The sequence below is a fragment of the Acinetobacter sp. A3 genome (genome assembly GCF_012371415.1).
GTDB lineage: Bacteria > Pseudomonadota > Gammaproteobacteria > Pseudomonadales > Moraxellaceae > Acinetobacter.
In genome coordinates this window covers 1-20,970 of sequence record NZ_JAAZQW010000009.1, presented here as the reverse complement: position 1 = coordinate 20,970, position 20,970 = coordinate 1, and the positions used below count along the sequence as shown (strand labels likewise).

Below are 20,970 nucleotides of genomic sequence, written 5' to 3'. Positions count from 1 at the left end.
TGTCAAGTTTAAAAAAAGAAGCTTAAATTCTTATCATTTCAGGACAATTTTAGATAATCAGCATGCTTGAAAAATTTACAGGCATAAAAAAGACCGGTAAAACCGGTCTTTTTCGAACAACGTGCGTTATTCTTGGCGAAATTATTTAACTTCGCGATCTACTAGCTCAACGTAAGCCATCGGTGCAGCATCACCTGCACGGAAGCCCGCTTTAAGAACACGTAGATAACCGCCGTTACGTTCTTTGTAACGAGGGCCAAGAACGGTAAATAATTTACCAACAGTTGCTGCTGAACGAGTACGAGCAAACGCCAAACGACGGTTTGCTACTGTATCGTTTTTAGCTAAAGTGATTAAAGGCTCAGCAACACGACGTAATTCTTTTGCTTTAGGAACAGTCGTTTTGATTAACTCGTGTTCGAACAAAGAATTAGCCAAGTTTTGGAACATCGCTTTGCGATGGCTGCTTGTACGGCCTAATTTCACACCACTATTACGATGACGCATGGTGATAGTCCTACTTAATTAACGGCTACGATAGGCGAAACGATCGTCCATACGGAGACTAGCTGGTGGCCAGTTCTCTAAACGCATGCCGAGCTGTAAGCCTTTTGAAGCCAGAACATCTTTGATCTCTGTAAGCGATTTTTTACCCAAGTTAGGCGTTTTAAGTAGCTCAACTTCAGTACGCTGTACAAGATCACCAATGTAGTAAATATTTTCTGCTTTCAAACAGTTAGCAGAACGAACAGTAAGCTCTAGATCATCTACTGGACGAAGCAAGATTGGATCAACTTCTTCACGAGGCTCTTGAGCAACAGGAGCTTGATCTTTCTGAAGATCAACAAAAATTGCAATTTGTTGTTGCAAGATTGTTGCCGCTTTGCGGATTACTTCTTCTGGATCTACAGTTCCGTTGGTTTCAAGATCAATGACCAACTTGTCAAGGTCAGTACGTTGTTCTACACGCGCATTTTCTACGATGTAAGACACACGTTTGATTGGGCTATAAGAAGCATCTAACTGCAAACGACCTACAGGGCGAGTTTCGCCTTCTGGGAAACGTGAGTCAGATGTTTCATAACCACGGCCTTGAGCAACTTTCAGGCGCATTTTTAAATTGCCTGTAGCACTTAACGTGCCGATCAAGTGTTCAGGGTTAACCACTTCAACATTATGTGGTAAACGAAGGTCTGCAGCAGTTACATCGCCTGGACCTTGTTTTTCCAATGTCAAATAAGCTTCATTTTGATCGAACAGCTTAATAGACAATCCTTTCAGGTTCAGCAAGAGCTCGACGATGTCCTGCTGCAAGCCTTCCAAAGTACTGTACTCGTGCTCGACACCTTCAATTTCAACTTCTACCACAGCTGCGCCAGGTAAAGAAGAAAGAAGGATGCGACGTAAAGCATTACCAAGAGTATGACCAAAGCCACGCTCTAATGGTTCTAGAATAACTTTTGCCGAGGTCCCGCTTGCCGCTTCGACCTTGATCGCTTGCGGAGTAAGAAACTCATTTGCAGTACGCGTCATTATTGCTACCTCAAGGATTATTTAGAATACAATTCTACAATCAAGCTTTCGTTGATTTCAGCAGGTAAATCAGAACGATCTGGTGCAGCTTTGAACGTACCTTCTAATTTAGAATGGTCAACTTCCATCCAAGAAGGGATACCACGTTGAGCAGCCAATTCAATTGCGTTTTTAATACGTAATTGTTGTTTTGCACCTTCGTGAACTGCAATTACATCACCAGCTTTAACTTGGATAGACGCAATGTTAACACGACGACCATTTAAAGTAATGCTACGGTGAGATACAAGCTGACGAGCTTCTGCACGTGTAGAACCAAAACCCATGCGATAAACAACGTTATCAAGACGGCTTTCGAGCAATTTCAACAAGTTTTCACCTGTTGCGCCTTTCACACGAGCAGCTTCTTTATAGTAGTTACTAAATTGACGCTCTAAAACACCGTACATACGACGTACTTTTTGTTTTTCACGTAATTGTAGTGAGTACTCAGATTGCTTACCACCACGAGCCCCGCCATGTTGGCCAGGTGCTTTAGCGTGTTTTTTAGTTTTGACGTCAAAAGGTTTAACGCCAGATTTAAGTTGCAGGTCTGTCCCTTCGCGGCGAGAGAGTTTGCATTTTGGACCAATATAACGAGCCATGAATGTTTCTCCTTACACGCGACGTTTTTTAGGTGGACGGCAACCGTTGTGAGGGATTGGAGTCACATCGGTAATGCTGTTAATTTTATAACCCACTGCACCTAATGCACGAACCGCAGACTCACGACCTGGACCAGGACCTTTAACAAGGACGTCCAAGTTTTTCAAACCGTAATCTAAAGCAGCTTTACCAGCAACTTCAGCAGCTACCTGAGCAGCGAACGGAGTTGATTTACGTGATCCACGGAAGCCTTGTCCACCTGAGGTAGCCCAAGCCAGTGCATTACCTTGACGATCGGTAATGGTCACAATGGTGTTATTAAAAGAAGCGTGAATGTGTGCAACACCTTCAGAGACGGTACGAGTGACCTTCTTGCGTGTGCGAGTATCTTTAGCCATCTTTTAGCTTCCAGAAATCTTATTTCTTAATCGGTTTGCGCGGACCTTTACGGGTACGTGCGTTAGTTTTGGTGCGTTGACCACGGACAGGCAAGCTGCGACGATGACGAAGACCGCGGTAGCAGCCTAAATCCATTAAACGTTTAATGTTCATGGAAATTTCGCGACGTAAGTCACCTTCGGTCGGAACCTTAGCAACTTCTGCACGAATCGCATCAAGCTGAGCGTCATCTAGTTCACGGATCTTTGTTGTTGGTGCGATGCCCGCAGCAGCCAAGATAGTCTTAGCAGTGTGGCGACCAATACCAAAGATATAAGTGAGAGAGATAACAGCGTGCTTGTTATCCGGAATGTTTACACCGGCAATACGAGCCATTCAATTTTCTCCAAAAAGGCAGTTAAGATAATCAACCGCCCCACAAAAATCTTGAGGGGCGGATAATAACCTAATTAGCCTACTGAAATCAACAGGTCTTAATCAAATTAACCTTGACGCTGCTTATGACGAGGTTCTGCGCTGCAAATTACGCGGATAACCCCATTACGACGGATAACTTTACAGCTACCACAAATTTTCTTTACAGAAGCTTGTACTTTCATGATGAAACCTCTAAGTGCGCTTATCCCTTAGGATGAGCAGTCGTTTTTCTCATTAACGTTTGATTATCGTACTGGTGCGAGGTGAGATGTGCTTGAAGCTGAGCCATAAAGTCCATCACGACCACCACAACAATCAGCAATGAGGTACCACCCAAATAGAATGGAATACCAAAAGAGCTCTGTAATACCATTGGCATTAAACAAATCACTGTGATGTAAATCGCGCCAATAAAGGTCAAACGACTGAGAATATGATCTAAGTAACGAGCAGTTTGCTCACCTGGGCGAATACCAGGCACATAAGCTCCGCTGCGTTTCAAGTTCTCTGAAACCTCTTTAGGACTGAATACCAGCGCTGTATAGAAGTAACAGAAAAAGATAATTAACGCACCAAAGAGCACCAAATACAACGGTTGTCCAGGCGACAATACCAATGCCAAGTCTTGAAGACTACGCTTGATTAATCCTGCATTAGGATCTGCACTACCCACCCACTGACCTAAGCTCGCAGGGAACAAAAGCAATGAACTGGCAAAGATTGCAGGAATAACACCTGCCATATTAATTTTTAATGGCAAATGCGTTTGCTGTGCAGTAAATACACGACGACCTTGTTGTTTTTGAGCATAGTTTACTGGAATACGACGCTGCGCCTTCTCAATAAACACAATTGCTGCAAGTACACCCAATGATAAGAGGCCAAAAATTGCCAAGCCAATCAGACTAGACTGACCGCTATCAATAGATGAGAAAGACTGCATAATTAAATTAGGCAAGCCTGCAACAATACCTGCGAAAATGATCATGGAAATACCATTACCCACTCCGCGTTCGGTAATTTGTTCACCCAACCACATTAGGAACATAGTTCCTGCTACCAAAGAGGTAACAGCTGGAACGTAAAAAGCCAGACCTGAAGTAAGGGTAATCCCTTGACTAATCAGACCTGCACACATACCAATTGCTTGCACAAGTGCAAGAAAAAGTGTTCCTTGGCGCGTATATTGATTAATTTTACGCTTGCCTTGTTCGCCTTCTTTTTTCAAAGCTTCCAGCGAAGGAACCACGGTTGACATTAACTGCACAATAATCGATGCAGAAATGTATGGCATGATCCCTAAAGCAAGAATCGACATCCGCTCTAATGCACCACCCGAAAACATGTTAAACAAACCAAGGATTGTACCTTGGTTTGCATTAAACAAATGTTCAAGTGCAGCATTATTAATGCCTGGTACTGGAATATGCGCTCCTAGTCGAAACACCAACAACGCACCAATGAGAAACATCATTCGGCGTATAATTTCACGATATTTCACATGAAATGGTTGGCCTTTCATCATATGAACATGACCTGAAGAACTAGGAGTCATAGACACTGGGAATTACTCCTCGACTTTACCGCCAGCAGCTTCAACAGCAGCTTTAGCGCCTTTAGTCACAGCAACACCTTGAACAGTGAATGCGCGAGTAATTTCACCAGAAAGTACGATACGAGCACGAATCATATCTTTACGTACAACGTTCGCTGCTTTTAAAGTTTCTAGGCTAACGATGTCGCCTTCAACTTTAGCAAGCTCAGATAAACGTACTTCAGCAGTTTTCAAAGCGATTTGGCTAGTGAAACCGAATTTAGGTAAACGACGATATAACGCAGTTTGACCACCTTCGAATCCAGGACGTGTACCACCGCTCTTACGTGAGTTTTGACCTTTGATACCACGACCACCAGTCTTACCAACGCCAGAACCGATACCACGGCCTAGACGACGGGCTTCACGCTTAGCACCTTCTGCAGGTGCAAGTTCATTTAAACGCAGAGTCATGGCTTATTCCTCTACACTAACCATATAGTAGACTTGGTTGATCATACCACGGTTAGAAGGCGTATCTTGCACTTCTACAGTATGACCAATACGACGCAGACCTAAACCTTTAAGGCTAAGCTTGTGATTTTTCAAGCGGTGCGATGCAGATTTAGTCTGGGTAACTTTAATCGTTTTCATGATTGATTACCCTTGAATTTGTTCTACTGAAAGACCACGTTTCGCAGCAACCTTTTCAGGAGTTGTCATATCACGCAAACCGTTGAAAGTTGCGTTAACTACGTTTGCAGCGTTAGTAGAACCACGGCATTTAGTCAATACGTTACGTACACCTGCAGCTTCTAAAACTGCACGCATAGAACCACCCGCAATTACACCAGTACCTTCAGATGCTGGTTGCATGTAAACACGGCTTGCACCGTGACGTGCGTGAATTGGGTGTTGTAAAGTACCGTCTGCCAATTCGATTGTGATCATGTTACGACGAGCAGCTTCAAGTGCTTTAGAAATAGCAGCTGGAACTTCACGTGCTTTACCACGACCAAAACCTACGCGACCATTACCATCACCCACAACAGTTAATGCTGTGAAAGAGAAGATACGACCACCTTTAACAACTTTGGCTACACGATCAACGGCAACCAGCTTTTCAACAAGACCTTCGTTTTGTTCAACTTTAGCCATGATTAGAACTCCAAGCCGTTTTCACGAGCAGCATCAGCCAAGGCTTTGATACGACCATGATATTTAAAACCAGAACGGTCAAATGCAACTTTAGTTACACCAGCTGCTTTCGCACGTTCTGCGATTAAAGCACCTACTTTTTGAGCTGCTTCAACGTTACCAGTTGTACCAGCACGTAAAGTAGCATCTAAAGTTGAAGCTTGCGCTAAAACTTTGCCACCATCTGCTGAAATAACTTGAGCATAGATGTGACGCGGAGTGCGGTTTACACACAAACGAGTCGCACCCAATGCACGGATGTGCAAGCGTGTGCTTTTAGCACGACGCAAACGGGATTGTTTCTTTTCGTTCATAAGAACCTCGCGCCTTATTTCTTCTTAGCTTCTTTACGAAGTACAACTTCGTCAGAATAACGAACACCTTTACCTTTATATGGCTCTGGCGGACGGTAACCACGGATCTCTGCAGCAACTTGACCTAAAGCTGCTTTATCAGCAGATTTAAGGATAATTTCAGTTGCAGTTGGAGTTTCTGCAGTTACACCTTCAGGAAGTGTGTAGTCGATTGGGTGTGAGAAACCAAGGTTAAGGTTAACAACGTTACCTTTAACCGCAGCTTTATAACCAACACCAATCAATTGCAACTTGCGTTCGAAGCCTTCGCTTACACCTTTTACAAGGTTGTTAAGCACAGCGCGAGCGGTACCAGCTTGCATCCAAGCGTCTTTCGACTCAGCTTTAGGAGCAATAGCTAGAATACCGTCTTCCTGTTTTAGCTCGACCAGCGCATGCAGGTTGAAAGACAATGTACCTTTGCTGCCTTTCACTTCGACCTGCCGGCCGTTCTGAGTAACTGTAACACCGTTAGGTACAGTTACTGGGGCTTTAGCCACACGAGACATGAGGAATCACCTATTATTAAGAAACAAAAGCAATAACTTCACCACCGATACCTGCAGCACGTGCAGCGCGATCAGTCATGATGCCTTTGCTTGTAGAAACGATTGCAATACCTAAACCTTGCTTAACGCTTGGAAGTGCATCTTTACCGCGATACTGACGTAGACCTGGACGGCTTACGCGTTTCACAGTTTCGATAACTGGTTTGCCTTCAAAATATTTTAAAGTAATCGTTAAAGTAGCTTTGCCTTCGTTGTCAGCAACTTCTACATTTGCGATATAACCTTCTTGTTGAAGTACGTTTGCAATAGCAACCTTCAACTTAGAATTAGGCATAGAAACAGTTTGTTTCTTTGCCATTTGAGCGTTACGAACACGCGTTAGCATGTCGGCAACGGTATCTTGCATACTCATTTATAGTGCTCCTTACCAGCTTGCCTTAACAACGCCCGGTACATCACCTTGCATTACTGTGTCACGTAATTTGTTACGGCTTAAACCGAACTTACGGAAGTAACCATGAGGACGACCAGTTAAACCACAACGGTTACGAAGACGTACTGGAGACGCATTACGTGGTAATGCTTGTAACTTCATCATCGCTTCGAAACGCTCTTCGTCGCTTGCATTTACGTTTGCAATCGTTGCTTTTAATTCAGCACGTTTTGCAGCGTATTTCGCAACAGTAGCTTCGCGTTTCAATTCGCGATTAATCATACCTTTCTTAGCCATATCGACCTCTTATTTGAACGGGAAGCCGAATGCACGCATAAGCGCACGGCCTTCGTCATCGGTGCGAGCAGTCGTAGTAATGGTGATGTCCATACCACGAATTCGATCAATCTTATCAAAATCGATTTCAGGGAACATGATTTGTTCCTTGAGACCCATAGAGTAGTTACCACGACCATCGAATGATTTCGCAGAGAAACCACGGAAGTCACGGATACGAGGGATCGCGATAGAGATCAAACGGTCTAAGAATTCGTACATACGTTCACCGCGTAAAGTAACTTTACAACCAATCGGCCAACCATCACGGATTTTAAAACCAGCGATTGATTTACGAGCTAATGTTAAAACTGGTTTTTGACCAGCAATAGCTTGCATATCAGAAAGAGCGCCATCTAACAATTTCTTGTCAGCAGCTGCAGCACCAACACCCATGTTGATGGTAATTTTAGTGATGCGAGGGATCTCCATCACATTCTTAACGCCCAATTGTTCTTGTAATTGAGCTTTAAGTTCGTCGTTGTAACGTGTTTTAAGTCTGGCCATTGCCTATTTCAACCTATTACTTCGCTACCGCCACTGATTCACCATTTGATTTATAAACGCGAGTTTTCACGCCATCAATCGTTTGGTAACCAACACGGTCAGCCTTTTGGGTTGTAGCATTAAAAATTGCCACGTTCGAGATATGAAGCGAAGCTTCCTGCGTTACGATACCGCCTTCAGCGCCCGTAGCACGGTTTGGCTTCTGGTGCTTCTTAACCAAGTTAAGACCTTCGACCTTCACTTGATCATTAGAAACTGACAAAACAGTACCCTGTTTGCCTTTTTCTTTACCTGCGATCACGATTACCTGATCGCCTTTTTTAATCTTAGCCATGATTGCCTCTTATAGAACTTCAGGAGCCAATGAAATGATTTTCATGAACTGTTCAGTACGAAGTTCACGAGTCACTGGTCCGAAAATACGAGTTGCAATCGGTGCTTTGTTGTTATTCAAAATAACAGCAGCGTTATCATCAAAACGGATCACAGAACCGTCTGGACGACGAATACCGAACTTTGTACGTACAACAACAGCATTCATCACGTCACCTTTTTTAACACGTGCGCGTGGAATAGCTTCTTTTACAGTAACTTTAATAATGTCGCCAACAGAAGCATAACGACGATGTGAACCACCTAGTACTTTAATACATTGTACGCGGCGAGCACCACTGTTGTCAGCTACGTCAAGCATCGTTTCGGTTTGAATCATTGCCCTACTCCAAAACCGAGCATCACCGGTCACAATTTCGAAAGGCTCAAAGAGTACTCGAAATTGACCGATGATGCAACAAGAACGTTAATTACTCAGCAGCAGCTTCAACAACTTCAACTAAAGTCCATGACTTAGTTTTAGACATTGGGCGGCTTTCTTTGATAGTCACAACATCACCAATCTTGGCTGTGTTGTTCTCATCATGAGCGTGTAATTTGGTTGAACGGCGAATCAATTTGCCATACAACGGGTGTTGAACTTGGCGTTCAATAAGGACAACAATAGATTTTTCCATTTTGTCGCTTACAACTTTGCCAGTTAACGTGCGGACTGTATTTTGACTCATTGCCCGTTCCCCTGTTTTTCGGTAAGGAGGGTCTTGATGCGTGCAATAGTTTTACGAGTAAGCGCAACTTCATGCGATTTACCCAATTGACCAGTTGCTTTCGCCATACGAAGACGGAATTGGTTAAGCTGTTGCTCATCAAGCAAAGCTGTCAACTCTTCTACCGACTTTTCACGTAGATCTTTAGTTTTCATTACATTACCGTCCGAGTCACGATAGTGGTTTTAAACGGAAGTTTAGCAGCAGCAAGCGTAAACGCTTCACGTGCTAATTCTTCGTCCACACCATCAATTTCGTACAAGACTTTACCTGGTTTGATTTGACAAACCCAATATTCCACAGAACCTTTACCTTTACCCATACGCACTTCAAGAGGCTTAGAAGTAATTGGTTTGTCTGGGAATACACGGATAAAGATCTTACCACCACGCTTAATACGACGGCTAATTGTACGACGCGCCGCTTCAATTTGACGCGCAGTCATTTGACCACGTTCAACTGACTTAAGTGCGATAGTACCGAAAGATACTGAGCTACCACGGTGCGCTAGACCAGTGTTACGGCCTTTTTGCACCTTACGGAATTTAGTACGTTTAGGTTGCAACATGGATTATTCTCCCTTTTCAGCAGAACGATCATTGCGACGACCACGACGCTCTTGACCTTCACCACGACCGCGACCGCGTTTAGCTGGACGTTCTTCAGCTGGTGCTGGGTTCATGACTTGTTTCATGCCACCCAAGATTTCACCACGGAATACCCAAACTTTAACACCAATCGTACCGTAAGTTGTTTCAGCACGCATAGTTGCATAGTCGATGTCCGCACGAAGTGTATGCAAAGGTACACGACCTTCACGATACCATTCAGTACGTGCAATCTCTGCACCACCTAAACGACCAGAAACTTCAACTTTGATACCTTTAGCACCAGCACGCATAGAGTTCTGTACCGCACGCTTCATAGCACGACGGAACATAACACGCTTTTCTAATTGAGAAGCAATTGCTTCAGCAACTAAACGAGCATCTAAGTCTGGACGGTCAATTTCGTTGATGCTTACTTGCGCAGGAACACCCATAATAGATGTTAATTCGCGTTGTAATTTCTCAATGTCTTCGCCTTTTTTACCGATTACGATACCAGGACGAGCAGTGCTAATTGTTACTTTAGCAGCGCCTGTTGGACGCTCGATAAGAATGTTGCTTACCATTGCGTTCTTAAGTTTTTTAGTTAAAAACTCACGAACTTGAAGGTCTTTAAGCAAGTATTCAGCGTATTGTTTCGGATTCGCATACCAGTTAGCGTTATGACGTTTCACAACACCTAGGCGGATACCGATTGGATGAACCTTCTGACCCATATCAAACCCCTACCTTAACGGTGATGTGACAAGTACGCTTAGTAATACGATCTGCACGGCCTTTAGCACGTGGCATAATACGTTTAAGGCTCATGCCTTCATCAACGTAAATCGTAGATACTTTCAAATCGTCTACATCTAAACTGTTATTGTGTTCAGCATTTGCAATTGCAGATTCCAATGCTTTCTTAACTAAAACAGCAGCTTTTTTGTTGCTGAAGTTTAAAATGTTAAGTGCATGCGCAACAGATTTGCCGCGGATAAGATCTGCAACCAAACGTGCTTTTTGTGCCGAGATAGCGGCACCGCGTAATTTAGCAGTTACTTCCATCATAGCACCTATTAACGTTTAGACTTCTTGTCAACACCGTGACCACGATAGGTACGAGTTGGCGCGAATTCACCGAGTTTATGACCAACCATGTGTTCAGAAATAATCACTGGAACATGGTTACGACCATTATGAACAGAAATTGTTAAACCAACAAAATCCGGGAGGATCATCGAACGACGCGACCAAGTTTTGATCGGCTTACGGTTATTAGCCGCGATTGCCGCTTCAACCTTAGCGAACAAGTGCGCATCGACGAATGGGCCTTTTTTCAGAGAACGAGGCATTGTCAGATTCCTTTACTTGTTACTTAACGCGACGGTCGCGAATAATCATCTTAGTCGTACGCTTGTTGGTACGTGTCTTGTACCCTTTAGCTTTTTGACCCCATGGGCTTACAGGTTGAATACCTTTAGTACGCCCTTCACCACCACCGTGTGGGTGATCAACCGGGTTCATCGCCATACCACGAACGGTAGGACGAACACCACGCCAGCGCGAAGCACCTGCTTTACCAAGTGAACGTAGGTTGCTTTCTGAGTTAGATACTTCACCTAACACAGCGCGGCATTCAACGTGCACTTTACGCATTTCGCCTGAACGTAGACGAACGATTGCGTATGAACCGTCACGACCCAACAATTGAACTGAAGTACCAGCAGAACGAGCTAATTGCGCGCCTTTACCGATTTTAAGTTCGATGTTGTGAAGAGTAGCACCGATAGGCATGTTACGAAGTGGTAAGCAGTTACCTGGACGAATTGGAGCATCGTTACCAGATTGAACTTGATCACCAGCACGTAAACCTTTAGGCGCAATGATATAACGACGTTCACCGTCAGCATACTTCAACAATGCGATGTGTGCAGTACGGTTTGGATCGTATTCAATACGCTCAACTACAGCAGGAATGCCATCTTTGTTACGTTTGAAGTCTACGATACGGTAGTGTTGCTTATGACCACCACCAACGTGACGTGTAGTAATGTGACCGTTGTTGTTACGACCACCAGTACGTTTTTTAGCTTCTACCAACGGCGCATAAGGCGCACCTTTGTGAAGATGGTCGTGAACGACTTTCTCTACAAAGCGACGTCCTGGAGACGTTGGCTTACATTTTTGAATCGGCATAAATTTCGTCCTTATTCCGCTGCGCTTTCAGCGGTATCGCCCAAGTCAGCCATTTCAACATCTTGGCCAGCTTTCAGGGTGACGTATGCTTTTTTAACATCAGAACGGCGTCCTAATGTACGACCAAAGCGCTTAGTCTTACCTTTAGTGATAGTCGTGTTAACTTTAACAACTTCCACACCAAATAATTGCTCAACAGCTTTTTTGATTTCAAGCTTGTTTGCATTTAATGCAACTTTAAATACTTGAACACCAGCAGTTTCGCCTAAAACTTGTGCTTTTTCTGAAAATACAGGTCCTTGCAGGACTTGATATAAACGTTCGTTGTTCATCCGAGTTCTACCTCAATTTTCTTAGCAGCAGCAACAGACATTACAACTTTGTCGAACGCGATCAAGCTAACAGGATCGATTGCAGTAGCATCAACCACATCTACATGTGGAAGGTTACGCGCTGCAAGATATAGATTCTCATCTACAGCTTCAGTTACGATCAATGCGCGAGTTGCATTCAAGTCGTTAAGTTTTGCAAGCAACTCTTTAGTTTTAGGAGCTTCAACAGCAAACTCTTCAACCAATACAAGACGATCTTGGCGAACAAGTTCAGCTAAGATACATTGCATTGCACCGCGGTACATTTTGCGGTTAACTTTTTGAGACCAATCTTGTGGACGAGCAGCAAAAGTTTTACCACCACCAACCCAGATTGGGCTACGAATAGAACCAGCACGAGCGCGGCCAGTACCTTTTTGACGGAATGGTTTTTTACCACCGCCAGCAACGTCTGCACGTGATTTCTGTGCTTTAGAACCTTGACGACCACCAGCTAAATAAGCTGTAACAACTTGGTGTACAAGTGCTTCGTTAAAGTCACGTCCGAAAGCAACTTCAGATAACTCAACAGCAGAGCCGGAAACAGTTTTTAAATTCACGTTATTTCCCCTCAGGCCTTGATCGTAGGACGAACAGTTACGTCGCCACCAGTAGCACCAGGAACCGCACCTTTAACAACTAGAACTGAACGTTCAGCGTCAATAGCAACGATTTCAAGACCCTGTGTAGTTACGCGTTCAGCACCTAAATGGCCAGCCATTTTCTTGCCTTTGAACACGCGACCAGGAGTCTGGTTTTGACCTGTAGAACCTAGAACACGGTGAGAAACAGAGTTACCGTGAGTAGCGTCTTGAGTACGGAAGTTCCAACGCTTAACACCACCTTGGAAGCCCTTACCTTTAGACTGACCAGTAACGTCAACAATTTGACCCACTGCAAACAGATCTACACCGATAGTAGCGCCAACTTCACGACCTTCAAGCTCAGCTTCTGAAACACGGAATTCTTGAACTAAACGACCAGCAGCAACACCCGCTTTAGCGAAGTGACCTTTCTGAGCGTTAGTTACGCGAGATTCGCGACGTTCACCAGTAGTAACCTGAATTGCTTGATAACCATCTGTTTCAAGCGTTTTGATTTGAGTGATGCGGTTAGGATCAACCTCAATCACTGTAACAGGTACAGAAACACCAGCATCTGTAAAGATACGGGTCATACCGCACTTGCGACCGACTAAACCAATAGCCATGTGCATAAACCTCTAAAAAAGCGGCCTAATTAACTTAGAGTGTTAATTAACCGAAAGCCTTAACCCAATGCAATCTGAACATCAACACCAGCTGCTAGATCTAATTTCATCAACGCATCAACAGTTTTATCTGTAGGTTGAACGATGTCGATCAAACGCTTATAAGTACGAATTTCGTACTGGTCACGCGCATCTTTGTTTACGTGTGGTGATGTTAAAACGTTGAAGCGTTCGATGCGAGTTGGCATCGGGATTGGACCACACACTTGTGCGCCAGTACGCTTAGCGGTTTCTACGATTTCTTGAGCAGATTGATCAATCAGACGGTGATCAAAAGACTTCAAACGGATACGAATTCTCTGGTTAGACATACCAGTTAACTCCAAGCCAAATATATAAAGAATCACCCTTGACGCATCTCACCCCACTAATTTAAGGCAAGTGTCAAAGGCAGTGAATTATCACTAAGGTCATGATCGATGCCACGACTGTCACGATGTTAACTACTTTCTTCGCAGTTAACCCCCTTGCATAAAGGGTCGCCCATTATAACGATTGTTTAATGCATAAGCAAATCCCTTTTAGCCTTTATTGCTTTATTTTTCATGTTCTACCAATTATATAATGGATCAATTACAACCATTTGCTTTCAAGTGCTTGTTTGTACGAGTAAATAATCAATTGCTTGGTTTAGCAATTGATTACCCGGCTGAAACTGACGACTTGTACTACGTTTCAATTCAGCAGCCGCTTGTACATAAGTTCCTGCAAAGATATTTTTCTCAGCATCATTATCTAAAAACAATTGTAGTACCTGTGGGGTGATTTCAGGATGGAACTGAAAACCGAGGACATGGTTGCCTATTTGATAAAGCTGATTGGTACAAACGGGGTTGGTAGCTAAGCGTATAGCACCTTTTGGTAATTCAAAGGTTTCGCCATGCCATTGCATCACCTTAATTTGATCAGGCAGCTCAAAACAGGAAGCAGGTACATCACTGACCTTATACACATCATGCCAACCACGTTCTTGTTCAGGATTACGACTGACTGCTGCGCCAAGTGCATTAGCAATTAATTGCCCACCCAGACACAAACCAATTGCAGGCTTACCCAGAGACAAATAGCGACGAATCCAGCGTTTTTCTATTTTCAACCATGGGAAATTGGCCTCATCGTTTACACTCATGGCGCCGCCCATCACAATCAACAAATCGACATCTTCCACCTGTGGCAAGGCTTCAATTTCGATATTTTGTTCAGGCGGCAAGGCAAAAAATTCTGTTGCACTGATTTGTGCCTGCATCTGCTTTAAATAGGAATAGCAACTTCCGAACCCTTCTCCAGCAATGTGCTGAAAATAATGCACTCTTAATGGCGCTTGCATTTTACTCATCCTTTCTCATGTCTACCCCTGAGCTTCTGCAAAAATAGCGCCAACTTCAACAGTCATGTTGTATTTTTAAACAGTTCCGCTTTTTTATAGCCTAAAGTCTGTGTTTCTCTTAAGCTAAAGCCAATACAGACTGATTTACCTGAGTGAACCTGTGAAAAAAAATGCTCAAACTGCTTTAATTCATGCACCAAGACGTGCCCCACAATATATTTCAAGTGTACAACCTCCCCTATTTCGTGCATCGACCATTATTTTTGAAAATACCAATGCCTTATTCAACCGCCATTGGACCGATGCTTATGACTATAGTTATGGTACACATGGCACACCCACCACCTTTACACTTGGTGATCAGATTGCACAAATAGAAGGCGGGCAAAATTGCTTACTGGCGCCTAGCGGCCTGTCTGCAATCAACTTAGTTAATTCCTGTTTTTTAAGTTATGGCGATGAAGTTTGGGTGGCCGACAATATTTACGGCCCTAACATGGAGCATTTGCGTAATTTAGAGCAGCGTTACGGCATTACAGTTCAGGTGTATAACCCGATTGATGCCACAAGCTTTCAACCCTCTGAAAAAGCCAAACTCATTTGGCTGGAAGCAGCAGGCTCCGTCACACTGGAGTTTCCTGACCTCACCGCTTTAGTCAAAAAAGCCAAGGCACAGAATATCCTCACCGCTTTAGATAATACCTGGGGTGCGGGCTTAGCATTTAATGCTTTCGACTTTGGTGATGAACATTTAAGTGTCGATATCAGCGTGCATGCCTTGACCAAATACCCAAGTGGTGGTGGCGATATTTTAATGGGGTCGGTGGTGACACGCGATCAGCATTTGCATCATCAATTATTCCGTATGCATGCAATTCAAGGCATTTGTGTGTCGGGCGATGATGTTGCACAAGTTCAGCGCAGTCTGGCATCTATGCAACTACGCTATGAACATCAAGCACAAAGCTGTATTGAATTGCTGAACTGGTTAAAATTACAACCGCAGTTCGCACAGGTTTTGCACCCTGCCGATGCTACATCTGCTGGTCATACATACTGGAAAGAAATTTGCCGTGCAGGACACAGCGCAGGCTTGGTCAGTGTCATTTTTAAACCTGAATATGATTTAGCCGCTGTACGTCAATTCTGTGATGGATTATCTTTATTTAAACTGGGGTTTAGTTGGGGTGGCCCGCTTAGCTTGGTCATGTTGTACGATTTAAAACCAATGCGCCATCTTGAGCATAAGCATTTAGCCCAAGGCATCTTGGTTCGCTTCTGTATAGGCTTAGAACATCCTGCAGATTTAATTCAAGATATTCAGCAAGCCTTGCAGCATTTGCCCAATCCCTAAAAATTAGGTCTGACGTCAATACTTTCAATTTTAATAATAGTGACAGATTAAGGATAAAATATGAGTACAGCCATCGTCATTGCTAAAAAAACTGCCGATGTTCAACAAGATGTGGTTTTACATTCTCAATTTGCCAACCGCCATGGTTTAATTGCAGGGGCAACAGGTACAGGTAAAACTGTCACGCTTAAAGTCTTGGCAGAAAACTTTTCCCGCATTGGCGTGCCTGTATTTTTGGCCGATGCTAAAGGTGATGTATCTAGCCTTGCCAAAGCAGGTAGCAGCAGCCCTAAGTTTGAAGCACGTATTCAAAGCTTAGGCATTGAAAGCATTCCATTTGCCGCATCACCTGTGGTGTTTTGGGACTTATTTGCCGAACAAGGCCACCCGATTCGCACCACCATTTCTGAAATTGGCCCATTATTATTGGCGCAAATGCTGAACTTGAATGACACGCAAGAAGGTGTTTTATCTGCAGTATTTCGTATTGCCGATGATCAGGGCTTATTACTGATTGATTTTAAAGATTTAAAAGCCATGCTGACCTATGTTAGCGAACATGCCAGCGAGTTTAAGGCAGAGTATGGCAACCTCTCTCCTGCCAGTTTAGGCGCGATTCAGCGCAACTTACTGGCTTTGGCAGATCAGGGTGGTGATCAGTTTTTTGGTGAACCGAGTTTAGATATTCTGGATTTTATTCAGACCGATAGTCAGGGACGTGGCAATATTAACGTGCTCGCAGCCGACAAACTCATGAACACCCCTAAACTTTACGCCACTTTTTTATTGTGGATGTTGTCAGAACTGTTTGAGCAATTGCCTGAAGTGGGCGATATGGACAAGCCAAAACTGGTGTTCTTTTTTGATGAAGCACACTTGTTATTTGACAATGCCAGCAAAGCCCTGCAAGAAAAAATCGAGCAAGTAGTACGCCTGATTCGCTCTAAAGGTGTCGGGATTTATTTTGTGACCCAGAACCCGCTAGACCTCCCTGAAAGCGTGTTGGGGCAGTTGGGTAACCGTGTACAACATGCTTTACGTGCTTTCACACCTAAAGATCAAAAAGCAGTGAAAACCGCTGCAGATACTTTCCGTGCCAACCCTGAATTTAAAGTTGAACAAGCCATTACCGAACTGGCGGTTGGCGAAGCCCTGATTAGCTGCTTGGATGAACAAGGCACACCGCAAGTCGTAGAGCGTGCTTGGATTATGCCGCCTTACTCTGCTTTTAGCCCAATTAGCACTGAAGAACGTACAGCCTGCATCAATCAAAGCGTGATTGCAGGCGTGTATGAAAAGCAGCTCGACCGTGAAAGTGCCTACGAGATGTTGCAACAAAAAGTTGAACAACGACAGCAACAAGCTGCAGCGGAAGAGCAAGCCAAAATTGAAGCAAAAGAAGCCGAGGCACGTGCCAAACAAGAAGCCAAAGAAACAGAAGCCTTGGCAAAACAGCAGGCACGTGAACAGGAACGCTTGGCCCGTGAACAGCAAAAAGAAGCAGAACGCGCTGCCAAACAGCGTGAAAAACTGACTCAGGATATTGTGGGAACCTTTGCCAAAAGTGCAGCACGTAGCTTAGGCGGTTCTACTGGGCAGAAAATTGTACGAGGTTTGTTAGGGTCATTATTTGGTAAGAAATAGCATGTTATAAACGATGAGGTTTGTATAAATTTCATTCATGGATGCACCACCCAAAACCTGAATGAACACTTAAAAACCTCTCGCTGTCACATCTACAAACTCCATAAAAACTTTAAAAATTATGGGATATTTTTATAATACATAATTTTTTTAAGGTTTTTCCAAAAATTGGTTGCAATCCTTATTTATAAGATATATTTTAAATACATCTTATAAATAACAGCCATGAGAGATCGAACATGACTCCACAGCAAATTGACCTTGTAAAAGCAACTGTTCCTGTACTGCGTGAAAATGGTGTCGCACTCACAGGTTATTTCTATAATCGCATGTTGGGGAATAATCCTGATCTAAAAGAAACCTTTAACATGGGTCACCAACGTAGTGGTGCGCAGGCTCAAGCGCTTGCAGGTGCTGTATTGGCTTATGCTGAAAATATTGAAGATCCATCTGTACTTGCTCCTGTCATTGAGCTGATTGCCCACAAACACGTGAGCTTAAACATTCAAGCACCTGACTATAATATTGTGGGCGAAAACCTGCTGCATTCTATTAGTGAAGTGTTGAATATTTCGATGGAAGATCCACTGATTGATGCTTGGGCAGCAGCCTACGGTCAATTGGCTGAGGTATTTATTAATGCGGAACGTGCAATCTACGAACAGCATCAACAAACTAAAGGTAGCTGGTTAGGCTGGCGCAACTTTAAAATTGCCAAGAAAGTGGTAGAAAGTGACGAAATCACCTCTATTTACTTCGAGCCAGTAGATGGTGGCGATTTACCAAATTACGAAGCAGGTCAATATATTTCGGTACGTGTGTTTGTAGAAGAACTTGGCTTGAAACAGCCACGTCAATATACGCTTTCAACTAGCCCACAAGCTGACTATTTACGTATTTCAGTCAAACGTGAACCAGGCAATGGCGCAGATCAAGTAGCAGGTTGGGTATCGAACACACTTCATGGCTTACCAGAAGGCGCTGAAGTTGAAGTGTCTGCACCAACAGGTAACTTCTACTTAATTGACAGCAACAAACGTAATGTCTTTATTAGTGGTGGTGTAGGCCTAACGCCAATGATTGCCATGCTGAACCAATTGGTGACTTTGGATGTACCGCAACCTGTAAGCTTTATTCATGCATGCCGCAGCAAACAAGTCCATGCAATGAAACAGCACCTACAAGACATCGCTGCTAAATATCCGCGCATTCATACCTTAACAGCCTATGAATTCCCGAACGAAGGTGATGTATTAGGTCAAGATTATGATGTTGCAGGTCGCCTAGATTTAAGCACAGTAGATGCAGCACTATTACCAGCAGATGCAGACTTCTACCTTTGCGGCCCAATGCCATTTATGGCAGAACAACGTAAAGCCTTGCTTGCTCGTGGTATTAAAGATGAGCAAATCCATAGCGAAGCATTTGGTACAGGTGGTGTGCGCCACTAATCCAAAGCATTAAAAAGCAGATAGGTAAGGCTAGTCTAGTTATGCTAGACTAGCCTTAATTTCTTCATTTTTTGAAAAAACATCTGTGCGATCATGCAATTAAATAAATTCACCGACTATGCACTGCGTATTTTAATGTATATCTCACGACCACGAGATGTACCCTATACCATTGCGGAAATTGCACAGGATTTGCATGTTTCCCAAAACCATTTGGTTAAAATTGTCCACTTTATGGGCAAGCAGGGCTGGTTGATTACCACTCGTGGTAAAGGCGGTGGAATTCGCCTGCATCCCGATGCAATCCCGTTACGTTTAGGTTATGTGGTCAGAGTTCTACAAGGGGAAAACCAGATTGTAGAATGTAACACCCCACCGTGCGTACTCCGCTCACAGTGTGGGCTCAAAGGCATATTGAATCGGGCAATGGAACAGTTTTACCAAAGCCTAGACCAATACAGCCTAGGCGAAGTACTGCAACCTACTCAAAATATGCAGCTCAGCACCCAATCCCCTATTCCGCTAATTCACCTCTAAAGGTAATCGCTGATATTAAGCAAACCCACTCGCTTTTTTAGAGCTTTCAATTCGCAAAGTTCGCTTGCCTGTATGACTTGCTTTATAATGCCTGTTTGTAGACCATGAATTGAAGTTAAGTTATGCACCACAGCAGAGGAAAATCGAAAAACAGTAAGGCAGCGGCACAGCTACGGCAAAAAATCAGCTACGAGAAAAAAGTTGATCCAGCCATTACTGAGTACTCTGTTCGCGCCCTGAACTGGTTGCGGAAAGCTGAGTTCTTAATGAGTGCACCTAAACTCAACCTCTGCGTGGAAGATACAGGCTATGAAATTGCCTTTGCAGGTCGTTCCAATGCAGGTAAATCTAGTGCAATTAATGCCTTAACCAATCAAAAGCAATTGGCTCGTGCCTCTAAAAGACCTGGTCGTACCCAAATGATCAACTTCTTTAGTTTGGGCAACCCTGATCAACGTCTAGTCGATTTGCCCGGTTATGGTTATGCAGCTGTACCTGAAGCCATGAAAATTGTGTGGCAAAAAGAATTGGAAAATTATCTGATTCACCGCAAAAGCTTACAAGGCTTGGTGTTACTTATGGACATTCGCCATCCTTTACAACACTTTGATGTCATGATGCTGGAATGGGCATATTCACGTAAATTATTCGTGCATGTACTCCTCACCAAATCAGACAAGCTCAACCGTGGCCCTGCTAATAAGGCATTGCTTGAAGTAAAACAACAGCTGAAAAAAATGAAATTAGATTTCTCCATTCAACTGTTCTCTTCACTAAACAAGCAAGGTTTAGAAGAATTGGCCAGTGTGATGGGCGGACGCTTAAACTTTACTTTAGAGCAAGCACATCACTTTGATTTAGACAGCATTCCAGAAGCCACTGGCGACGATGTTGATGTTGATGTTGATGTTGATGTTGATCAGCCTGTAGCTGTAGAAGCTAACGATCCAACCACATCTGATACAGAAATCAAATAATCCATTAAATCTCTGACTAGTGCTTTATAAAATAAAGTCCTATTTGTGTAATATCGAATAGGACTTTTTATTTTTGTTTTCCCTCACACCTGTTAGTGCCATTTTTTACACCACCAAAGTTGCACTTTACAACGCATAAAGAAATACCCTACTGTCAAAGTAATAACAATTACAGCAGATAAGGAGTAATTAACTATAACTAAAAACATAGATAAATATTTGCATAAGTGCTCATTTTGTCTATGTCGATTCAGTAGTGGCAAGGTGGGTATTTATTAGAGATTTAAATG

General features: G+C 43.5%; 33 protein-coding genes and 1 pseudogene. 5 read left to right on the top strand and 29 right to left on the bottom strand.

Annotated features, from left to right (window positions below; translation table 11 throughout):
• Positions 1-141: 141 nt before the first annotated feature.
• The 29 genes and pseudogenes from rplQ to HHA42_RS04745 form a co-directional block, all read right to left on the bottom strand.
• Positions 142-507, bottom strand: coding sequence for a 50S ribosomal protein L17 (gene rplQ / locus HHA42_RS04885; RefSeq protein WP_004974746.1), 366 nt, complete (start codon positions 505-507; stop codon positions 142-144).
• Positions 508-525: 18 nt separating this feature from the next.
• Entirely contained in the window at positions 526-1,533 is a 1,008-nt protein-coding gene (gene rpoA / locus HHA42_RS04880) for a DNA-directed RNA polymerase subunit alpha (RefSeq protein WP_168418773.1), read from the bottom strand.
• Between the two features lie 17 nt (positions 1,534-1,550).
• Positions 1,551-2,177, bottom strand: coding sequence for a 30S ribosomal protein S4 (gene rpsD, locus HHA42_RS04875; protein ID WP_004786890.1), 627 nt, complete (start codon positions 2,175-2,177; stop codon positions 1,551-1,553).
• Positions 2,178-2,189: 12 nt separating this feature from the next.
• Positions 2,190-2,576 carry a 30S ribosomal protein S11 gene (gene rpsK, locus HHA42_RS04870; RefSeq protein WP_001040166.1) on the bottom strand — a complete coding sequence of 129 codons (387 nt, stop codon included), beginning with the start codon at positions 2,574-2,576 and terminating at the stop codon, positions 2,190-2,192.
• A gap of 19 nt (positions 2,577-2,595) precedes the next feature.
• A complete protein-coding gene (gene rpsM / locus HHA42_RS04865; protein WP_004974734.1) occupies positions 2,596-2,952 on the bottom strand; it encodes a 30S ribosomal protein S13 in 357 nt (118 codons plus the stop codon).
• A gap of 107 nt (positions 2,953-3,059) precedes the next feature.
• Positions 3,060-3,176, bottom strand: a complete 117-nt coding sequence (gene rpmJ / locus HHA42_RS04860) for a 50S ribosomal protein L36 (RefSeq protein ID WP_000867907.1) — start codon at positions 3,174-3,176, stop codon at positions 3,060-3,062.
• A gap of 20 nt (positions 3,177-3,196) precedes the next feature.
• Complete coding sequence (gene secY, locus HHA42_RS04855) at positions 3,197-4,516, bottom strand: preprotein translocase subunit SecY (protein ID WP_171525193.1); 1,320 nt, start codon at positions 4,514-4,516, stop codon at positions 3,197-3,199.
• A 45-nt stretch (positions 4,517-4,561) separates the two neighbouring features.
• Positions 4,562-5,002: a 50S ribosomal protein L15 gene (rplO, locus tag HHA42_RS04850; RefSeq protein WP_168418774.1), complete on the bottom strand. Its 441-nt coding sequence runs from the start codon at positions 5,000-5,002 to the stop codon at positions 4,562-4,564.
• A 3-nt stretch (positions 5,003-5,005) separates the two neighbouring features.
• Positions 5,006-5,182 carry a 50S ribosomal protein L30 gene (gene rpmD / locus HHA42_RS04845; protein WP_004786899.1) on the bottom strand — a complete coding sequence of 59 codons (177 nt, stop codon included), beginning with the start codon at positions 5,180-5,182 and terminating at the stop codon, positions 5,006-5,008.
• A gap of 6 nt (positions 5,183-5,188) precedes the next feature.
• Positions 5,189-5,686, bottom strand: coding sequence for a 30S ribosomal protein S5 (gene rpsE, locus HHA42_RS04840; protein ID WP_004974725.1), 498 nt, complete (start codon positions 5,684-5,686; stop codon positions 5,189-5,191).
• A gap of 2 nt (positions 5,687-5,688) precedes the next feature.
• The gene (gene rplR / locus HHA42_RS04835; RefSeq protein ID WP_004281497.1) at positions 5,689-6,039 is read right to left on the bottom strand and encodes a 50S ribosomal protein L18; all 351 of its coding nucleotides are present in this window, start codon (positions 6,037-6,039) and stop codon (positions 5,689-5,691) included.
• Positions 6,040-6,053: 14 nt separating this feature from the next.
• A complete protein-coding gene (gene rplF, locus HHA42_RS04830; RefSeq protein WP_168525593.1) occupies positions 6,054-6,587 on the bottom strand; it encodes a 50S ribosomal protein L6 in 534 nt (177 codons plus the stop codon).
• A gap of 16 nt (positions 6,588-6,603) precedes the next feature.
• Positions 6,604-6,999 carry a 30S ribosomal protein S8 gene (gene rpsH, locus HHA42_RS04825; RefSeq protein ID WP_168418776.1) on the bottom strand — a complete coding sequence of 132 codons (396 nt, stop codon included), beginning with the start codon at positions 6,997-6,999 and terminating at the stop codon, positions 6,604-6,606.
• 12 nt (positions 7,000-7,011) lie between these two features.
• Positions 7,012-7,317 carry a 30S ribosomal protein S14 gene (gene rpsN / locus HHA42_RS04820; RefSeq protein WP_004825185.1) on the bottom strand — a complete coding sequence of 102 codons (306 nt, stop codon included), beginning with the start codon at positions 7,315-7,317 and terminating at the stop codon, positions 7,012-7,014.
• A 9-nt stretch (positions 7,318-7,326) separates the two neighbouring features.
• Positions 7,327-7,863 carry a 50S ribosomal protein L5 gene (gene rplE, locus HHA42_RS04815; protein WP_168418777.1) on the bottom strand — a complete coding sequence of 179 codons (537 nt, stop codon included), beginning with the start codon at positions 7,861-7,863 and terminating at the stop codon, positions 7,327-7,329.
• 16 nt (positions 7,864-7,879) lie between these two features.
• Positions 7,880-8,197 (bottom strand): 50S ribosomal protein L24, encoded by a 318-nt coding sequence (gene rplX / locus HHA42_RS04810; protein ID WP_168418778.1) that lies wholly within the window; start codon positions 8,195-8,197, stop codon positions 7,880-7,882.
• 9 nt (positions 8,198-8,206) lie between these two features.
• On the bottom strand, positions 8,207-8,575 hold the full coding sequence (rplN, locus tag HHA42_RS04805) for a 50S ribosomal protein L14 (RefSeq protein ID WP_001982634.1): 369 nt from the start codon (positions 8,573-8,575) through the stop codon (positions 8,207-8,209).
• 91 nt (positions 8,576-8,666) lie between these two features.
• Positions 8,667-8,924 (bottom strand): 30S ribosomal protein S17, encoded by a 258-nt coding sequence (rpsQ, locus tag HHA42_RS04800; RefSeq protein ID WP_004974714.1) that lies wholly within the window; start codon positions 8,922-8,924, stop codon positions 8,667-8,669.
• Positions 8,921-9,118, bottom strand: a complete 198-nt coding sequence (gene rpmC / locus HHA42_RS04795; protein WP_004650482.1) for a 50S ribosomal protein L29 — start codon at positions 9,116-9,118, stop codon at positions 8,921-8,923. Before rpmC ends, rpsQ begins: the two co-directional genes overlap by 4 nt.
• Positions 9,118-9,531, bottom strand: coding sequence for a 50S ribosomal protein L16 (gene rplP / locus HHA42_RS04790; RefSeq protein ID WP_168418779.1), 414 nt, complete (start codon positions 9,529-9,531; stop codon positions 9,118-9,120). Before rplP ends, rpmC begins: the two co-directional genes overlap by 1 nt.
• A pseudogene (rpsC, locus tag HHA42_RS04785) lies at positions 9,471-10,287 on the bottom strand (30S ribosomal protein S3). The gene rplP and the pseudogene rpsC overlap by 61 nt, the downstream one beginning before the upstream one ends.
• Position 10,288: 1 nt before the next feature.
• Positions 10,289-10,618, bottom strand: a complete 330-nt coding sequence (gene rplV, locus HHA42_RS04780) for a 50S ribosomal protein L22 (protein ID WP_001982638.1) — start codon at positions 10,616-10,618, stop codon at positions 10,289-10,291.
• A gap of 11 nt (positions 10,619-10,629) precedes the next feature.
• Positions 10,630-10,905 carry a 30S ribosomal protein S19 gene (gene rpsS / locus HHA42_RS04775; RefSeq protein ID WP_004673001.1) on the bottom strand — a complete coding sequence of 92 codons (276 nt, stop codon included), beginning with the start codon at positions 10,903-10,905 and terminating at the stop codon, positions 10,630-10,632.
• 19 nt (positions 10,906-10,924) lie between these two features.
• Positions 10,925-11,749, bottom strand: a complete 825-nt coding sequence (gene rplB / locus HHA42_RS04770; protein WP_004974706.1) for a 50S ribosomal protein L2 — start codon at positions 11,747-11,749, stop codon at positions 10,925-10,927.
• Positions 11,750-11,760: 11 nt separating this feature from the next.
• The gene (gene rplW, locus HHA42_RS04765) at positions 11,761-12,081 is read right to left on the bottom strand and encodes a 50S ribosomal protein L23 (RefSeq protein ID WP_004974703.1); all 321 of its coding nucleotides are present in this window, start codon (positions 12,079-12,081) and stop codon (positions 11,761-11,763) included.
• Complete coding sequence (gene rplD / locus HHA42_RS04760) at positions 12,078-12,680, bottom strand: 50S ribosomal protein L4 (protein ID WP_168418780.1); 603 nt, start codon at positions 12,678-12,680, stop codon at positions 12,078-12,080. Before rplD ends, rplW begins: the two co-directional genes overlap by 4 nt.
• 11 nt (positions 12,681-12,691) lie before the next feature.
• Positions 12,692-13,330, bottom strand: a complete 639-nt coding sequence (gene rplC, locus HHA42_RS04755; RefSeq protein ID WP_168418781.1) for a 50S ribosomal protein L3 — start codon at positions 13,328-13,330, stop codon at positions 12,692-12,694.
• A gap of 59 nt (positions 13,331-13,389) precedes the next feature.
• Positions 13,390-13,701 (bottom strand): 30S ribosomal protein S10, encoded by a 312-nt coding sequence (gene rpsJ / locus HHA42_RS04750; RefSeq protein ID WP_000070912.1) that lies wholly within the window; start codon positions 13,699-13,701, stop codon positions 13,390-13,392.
• Between the two features lie 278 nt (positions 13,702-13,979).
• Positions 13,980-14,717 carry a type 1 glutamine amidotransferase gene (locus HHA42_RS04745; protein ID WP_168525634.1) on the bottom strand — a complete coding sequence of 246 codons (738 nt, stop codon included), beginning with the start codon at positions 14,715-14,717 and terminating at the stop codon, positions 13,980-13,982.
• Between the two features lie 160 nt (positions 14,718-14,877).
• Here HHA42_RS04745 and HHA42_RS04740 point away from each other — a divergent pair, with 160 nt between their 5' ends.
• From HHA42_RS04740 to yihA, 5 genes are all read left to right on the top strand, one after another.
• A complete protein-coding gene (locus tag HHA42_RS04740; protein WP_168525591.1) occupies positions 14,878-16,071 on the top strand; it encodes a PLP-dependent transferase in 1,194 nt (397 codons plus the stop codon).
• Between the two features lie 60 nt (positions 16,072-16,131).
• The gene (locus tag HHA42_RS04735) at positions 16,132-17,715 is read left to right on the top strand and encodes a helicase HerA-like domain-containing protein (RefSeq protein WP_168525589.1); all 1,584 of its coding nucleotides are present in this window, start codon (positions 16,132-16,134) and stop codon (positions 17,713-17,715) included.
• Positions 17,716-17,954: 239 nt separating this feature from the next.
• Positions 17,955-19,166 (top strand): NO-inducible flavohemoprotein, encoded by a 1,212-nt coding sequence (hmpA, locus tag HHA42_RS04730; protein WP_168418784.1) that lies wholly within the window; start codon positions 17,955-17,957, stop codon positions 19,164-19,166.
• Between the two features lie 93 nt (positions 19,167-19,259).
• The gene (locus HHA42_RS04725; protein WP_168418785.1) at positions 19,260-19,703 is read left to right on the top strand and encodes an Rrf2 family transcriptional regulator; all 444 of its coding nucleotides are present in this window, start codon (positions 19,260-19,262) and stop codon (positions 19,701-19,703) included.
• Positions 19,704-19,825: 122 nt separating this feature from the next.
• Positions 19,826-20,680: a ribosome biogenesis GTP-binding protein YihA/YsxC gene (gene yihA, locus HHA42_RS04720; protein WP_168525587.1), complete on the top strand. Its 855-nt coding sequence runs from the start codon at positions 19,826-19,828 to the stop codon at positions 20,678-20,680.
• Positions 20,681-20,970 lie beyond the last annotated feature (290 nt).

Excerpts from the sequence above, each read along its gene's own strand:
- rpoA (WP_168418773.1), bottom strand. The coding sequence starts at position 1,533 with ATGACGCGTACTGCAAATGAGTTTCTTACTCCGCAAGCGATCAAGGTC.
- rpsS (WP_004673001.1), bottom strand. The coding sequence starts at position 10,905 with ATGCCTCGTTCTCTGAAAAAAGGCCCATTCGTCGATGCGCACTTGTTC.
- rplF (WP_168525593.1), bottom strand. The coding sequence starts at position 6,587 with ATGTCTCGTGTGGCTAAAGCCCCAGTAACTGTACCTAACGGTGTTACA.
- rpmD (WP_004786899.1), bottom strand. The coding sequence starts at position 5,182 with ATGAAAACGATTAAAGTTACCCAGACTAAATCTGCATCGCACCGCTTG.
- rplE (WP_168418777.1), bottom strand. The coding sequence starts at position 7,863 with ATGGCCAGACTTAAAACACGTTACAACGACGAACTTAAAGCTCAATTA.
- rpsE (WP_004974725.1), bottom strand. The coding sequence starts at position 5,686 with ATGGCTAAAGTTGAACAAAACGAAGGTCTTGTTGAAAAGCTGGTTGCC.
- rplX (WP_168418778.1), bottom strand. The coding sequence starts at position 8,197 with ATGGCTAAGATTAAAAAAGGCGATCAGGTAATCGTGATCGCAGGTAAA.
- rpsK (WP_001040166.1), bottom strand. The coding sequence starts at position 2,576 with ATGGCTAAAGATACTCGCACACGCAAGAAGGTCACTCGTACCGTCTCT.
- rplW (WP_004974703.1), bottom strand. The coding sequence starts at position 12,081 with ATGAACAACGAACGTTTATATCAAGTCCTGCAAGGACCTGTATTTTCA.
- hmpA (WP_168418784.1), top strand. The coding sequence starts at position 17,955 with ATGACTCCACAGCAAATTGACCTTGTAAAAGCAACTGTTCCTGTACTG.
- rplC (WP_168418781.1), bottom strand. The coding sequence starts at position 13,330 with ATGGCTATTGGTTTAGTCGGTCGCAAGTGCGGTATGACCCGTATCTTT.
- rplP (WP_168418779.1), bottom strand. The coding sequence starts at position 9,531 with ATGTTGCAACCTAAACGTACTAAATTCCGTAAGGTGCAAAAAGGCCGT.
- yihA (WP_168525587.1), top strand. The coding sequence starts at position 19,826 with ATGCACCACAGCAGAGGAAAATCGAAAAACAGTAAGGCAGCGGCACAG.
- rpmC (WP_004650482.1), bottom strand. The coding sequence starts at position 9,118 with ATGAAAACTAAAGATCTACGTGAAAAGTCGGTAGAAGAGTTGACAGCT.
- rplV (WP_001982638.1), bottom strand. The coding sequence starts at position 10,618 with ATGGAAGTAACTGCTAAATTACGCGGTGCCGCTATCTCGGCACAAAAA.
- rplN (WP_001982634.1), bottom strand. The coding sequence starts at position 8,575 with ATGATTCAAACCGAAACGATGCTTGACGTAGCTGACAACAGTGGTGCT.
- rplO (WP_168418774.1), bottom strand. The coding sequence starts at position 5,002 with ATGACTCTGCGTTTAAATGAACTTGCACCTGCAGAAGGTGCTAAGCGT.
- secY (WP_171525193.1), bottom strand. The coding sequence starts at position 4,516 with ATGAAAGGCCAACCATTTCATGTGAAATATCGTGAAATTATACGCCGA.
- HHA42_RS04745 (WP_168525634.1), bottom strand. The coding sequence starts at position 14,717 with ATGCAAGCGCCATTAAGAGTGCATTATTTTCAGCACATTGCTGGAGAA.
- rpsN (WP_004825185.1), bottom strand. The coding sequence starts at position 7,317 with ATGGCTAAGAAAGGTATGATTAATCGCGAATTGAAACGCGAAGCTACT.
- rplR (WP_004281497.1), bottom strand. The coding sequence starts at position 6,039 with ATGAACGAAAAGAAACAATCCCGTTTGCGTCGTGCTAAAAGCACACGC.
- rpsJ (WP_000070912.1), bottom strand. The coding sequence starts at position 13,701 with ATGTCTAACCAGAGAATTCGTATCCGTTTGAAGTCTTTTGATCACCGT.
- rpsQ (WP_004974714.1), bottom strand. The coding sequence starts at position 8,924 with ATGAGTCAAAATACAGTCCGCACGTTAACTGGCAAAGTTGTAAGCGAC.
- HHA42_RS04735 (WP_168525589.1), top strand. The coding sequence starts at position 16,132 with ATGAGTACAGCCATCGTCATTGCTAAAAAAACTGCCGATGTTCAACAA.
- rpmJ (WP_000867907.1), bottom strand. The coding sequence starts at position 3,176 with ATGAAAGTACAAGCTTCTGTAAAGAAAATTTGTGGTAGCTGTAAAGTT.
- rpsH (WP_168418776.1), bottom strand. The coding sequence starts at position 6,999 with ATGAGTATGCAAGATACCGTTGCCGACATGCTAACGCGTGTTCGTAAC.
- rplB (WP_004974706.1), bottom strand. The coding sequence starts at position 11,749 with ATGCCGATTCAAAAATGTAAGCCAACGTCTCCAGGACGTCGCTTTGTA.
- rplQ (WP_004974746.1), bottom strand. The coding sequence starts at position 507 with ATGCGTCATCGTAATAGTGGTGTGAAATTAGGCCGTACAAGCAGCCAT.
- HHA42_RS04725 (WP_168418785.1), top strand. The coding sequence starts at position 19,260 with ATGCAATTAAATAAATTCACCGACTATGCACTGCGTATTTTAATGTAT.
- rpsM (WP_004974734.1), bottom strand. The coding sequence starts at position 2,952 with ATGGCTCGTATTGCCGGTGTAAACATTCCGGATAACAAGCACGCTGTT.
- rpsD (WP_004786890.1), bottom strand. The coding sequence starts at position 2,177 with ATGGCTCGTTATATTGGTCCAAAATGCAAACTCTCTCGCCGCGAAGGG.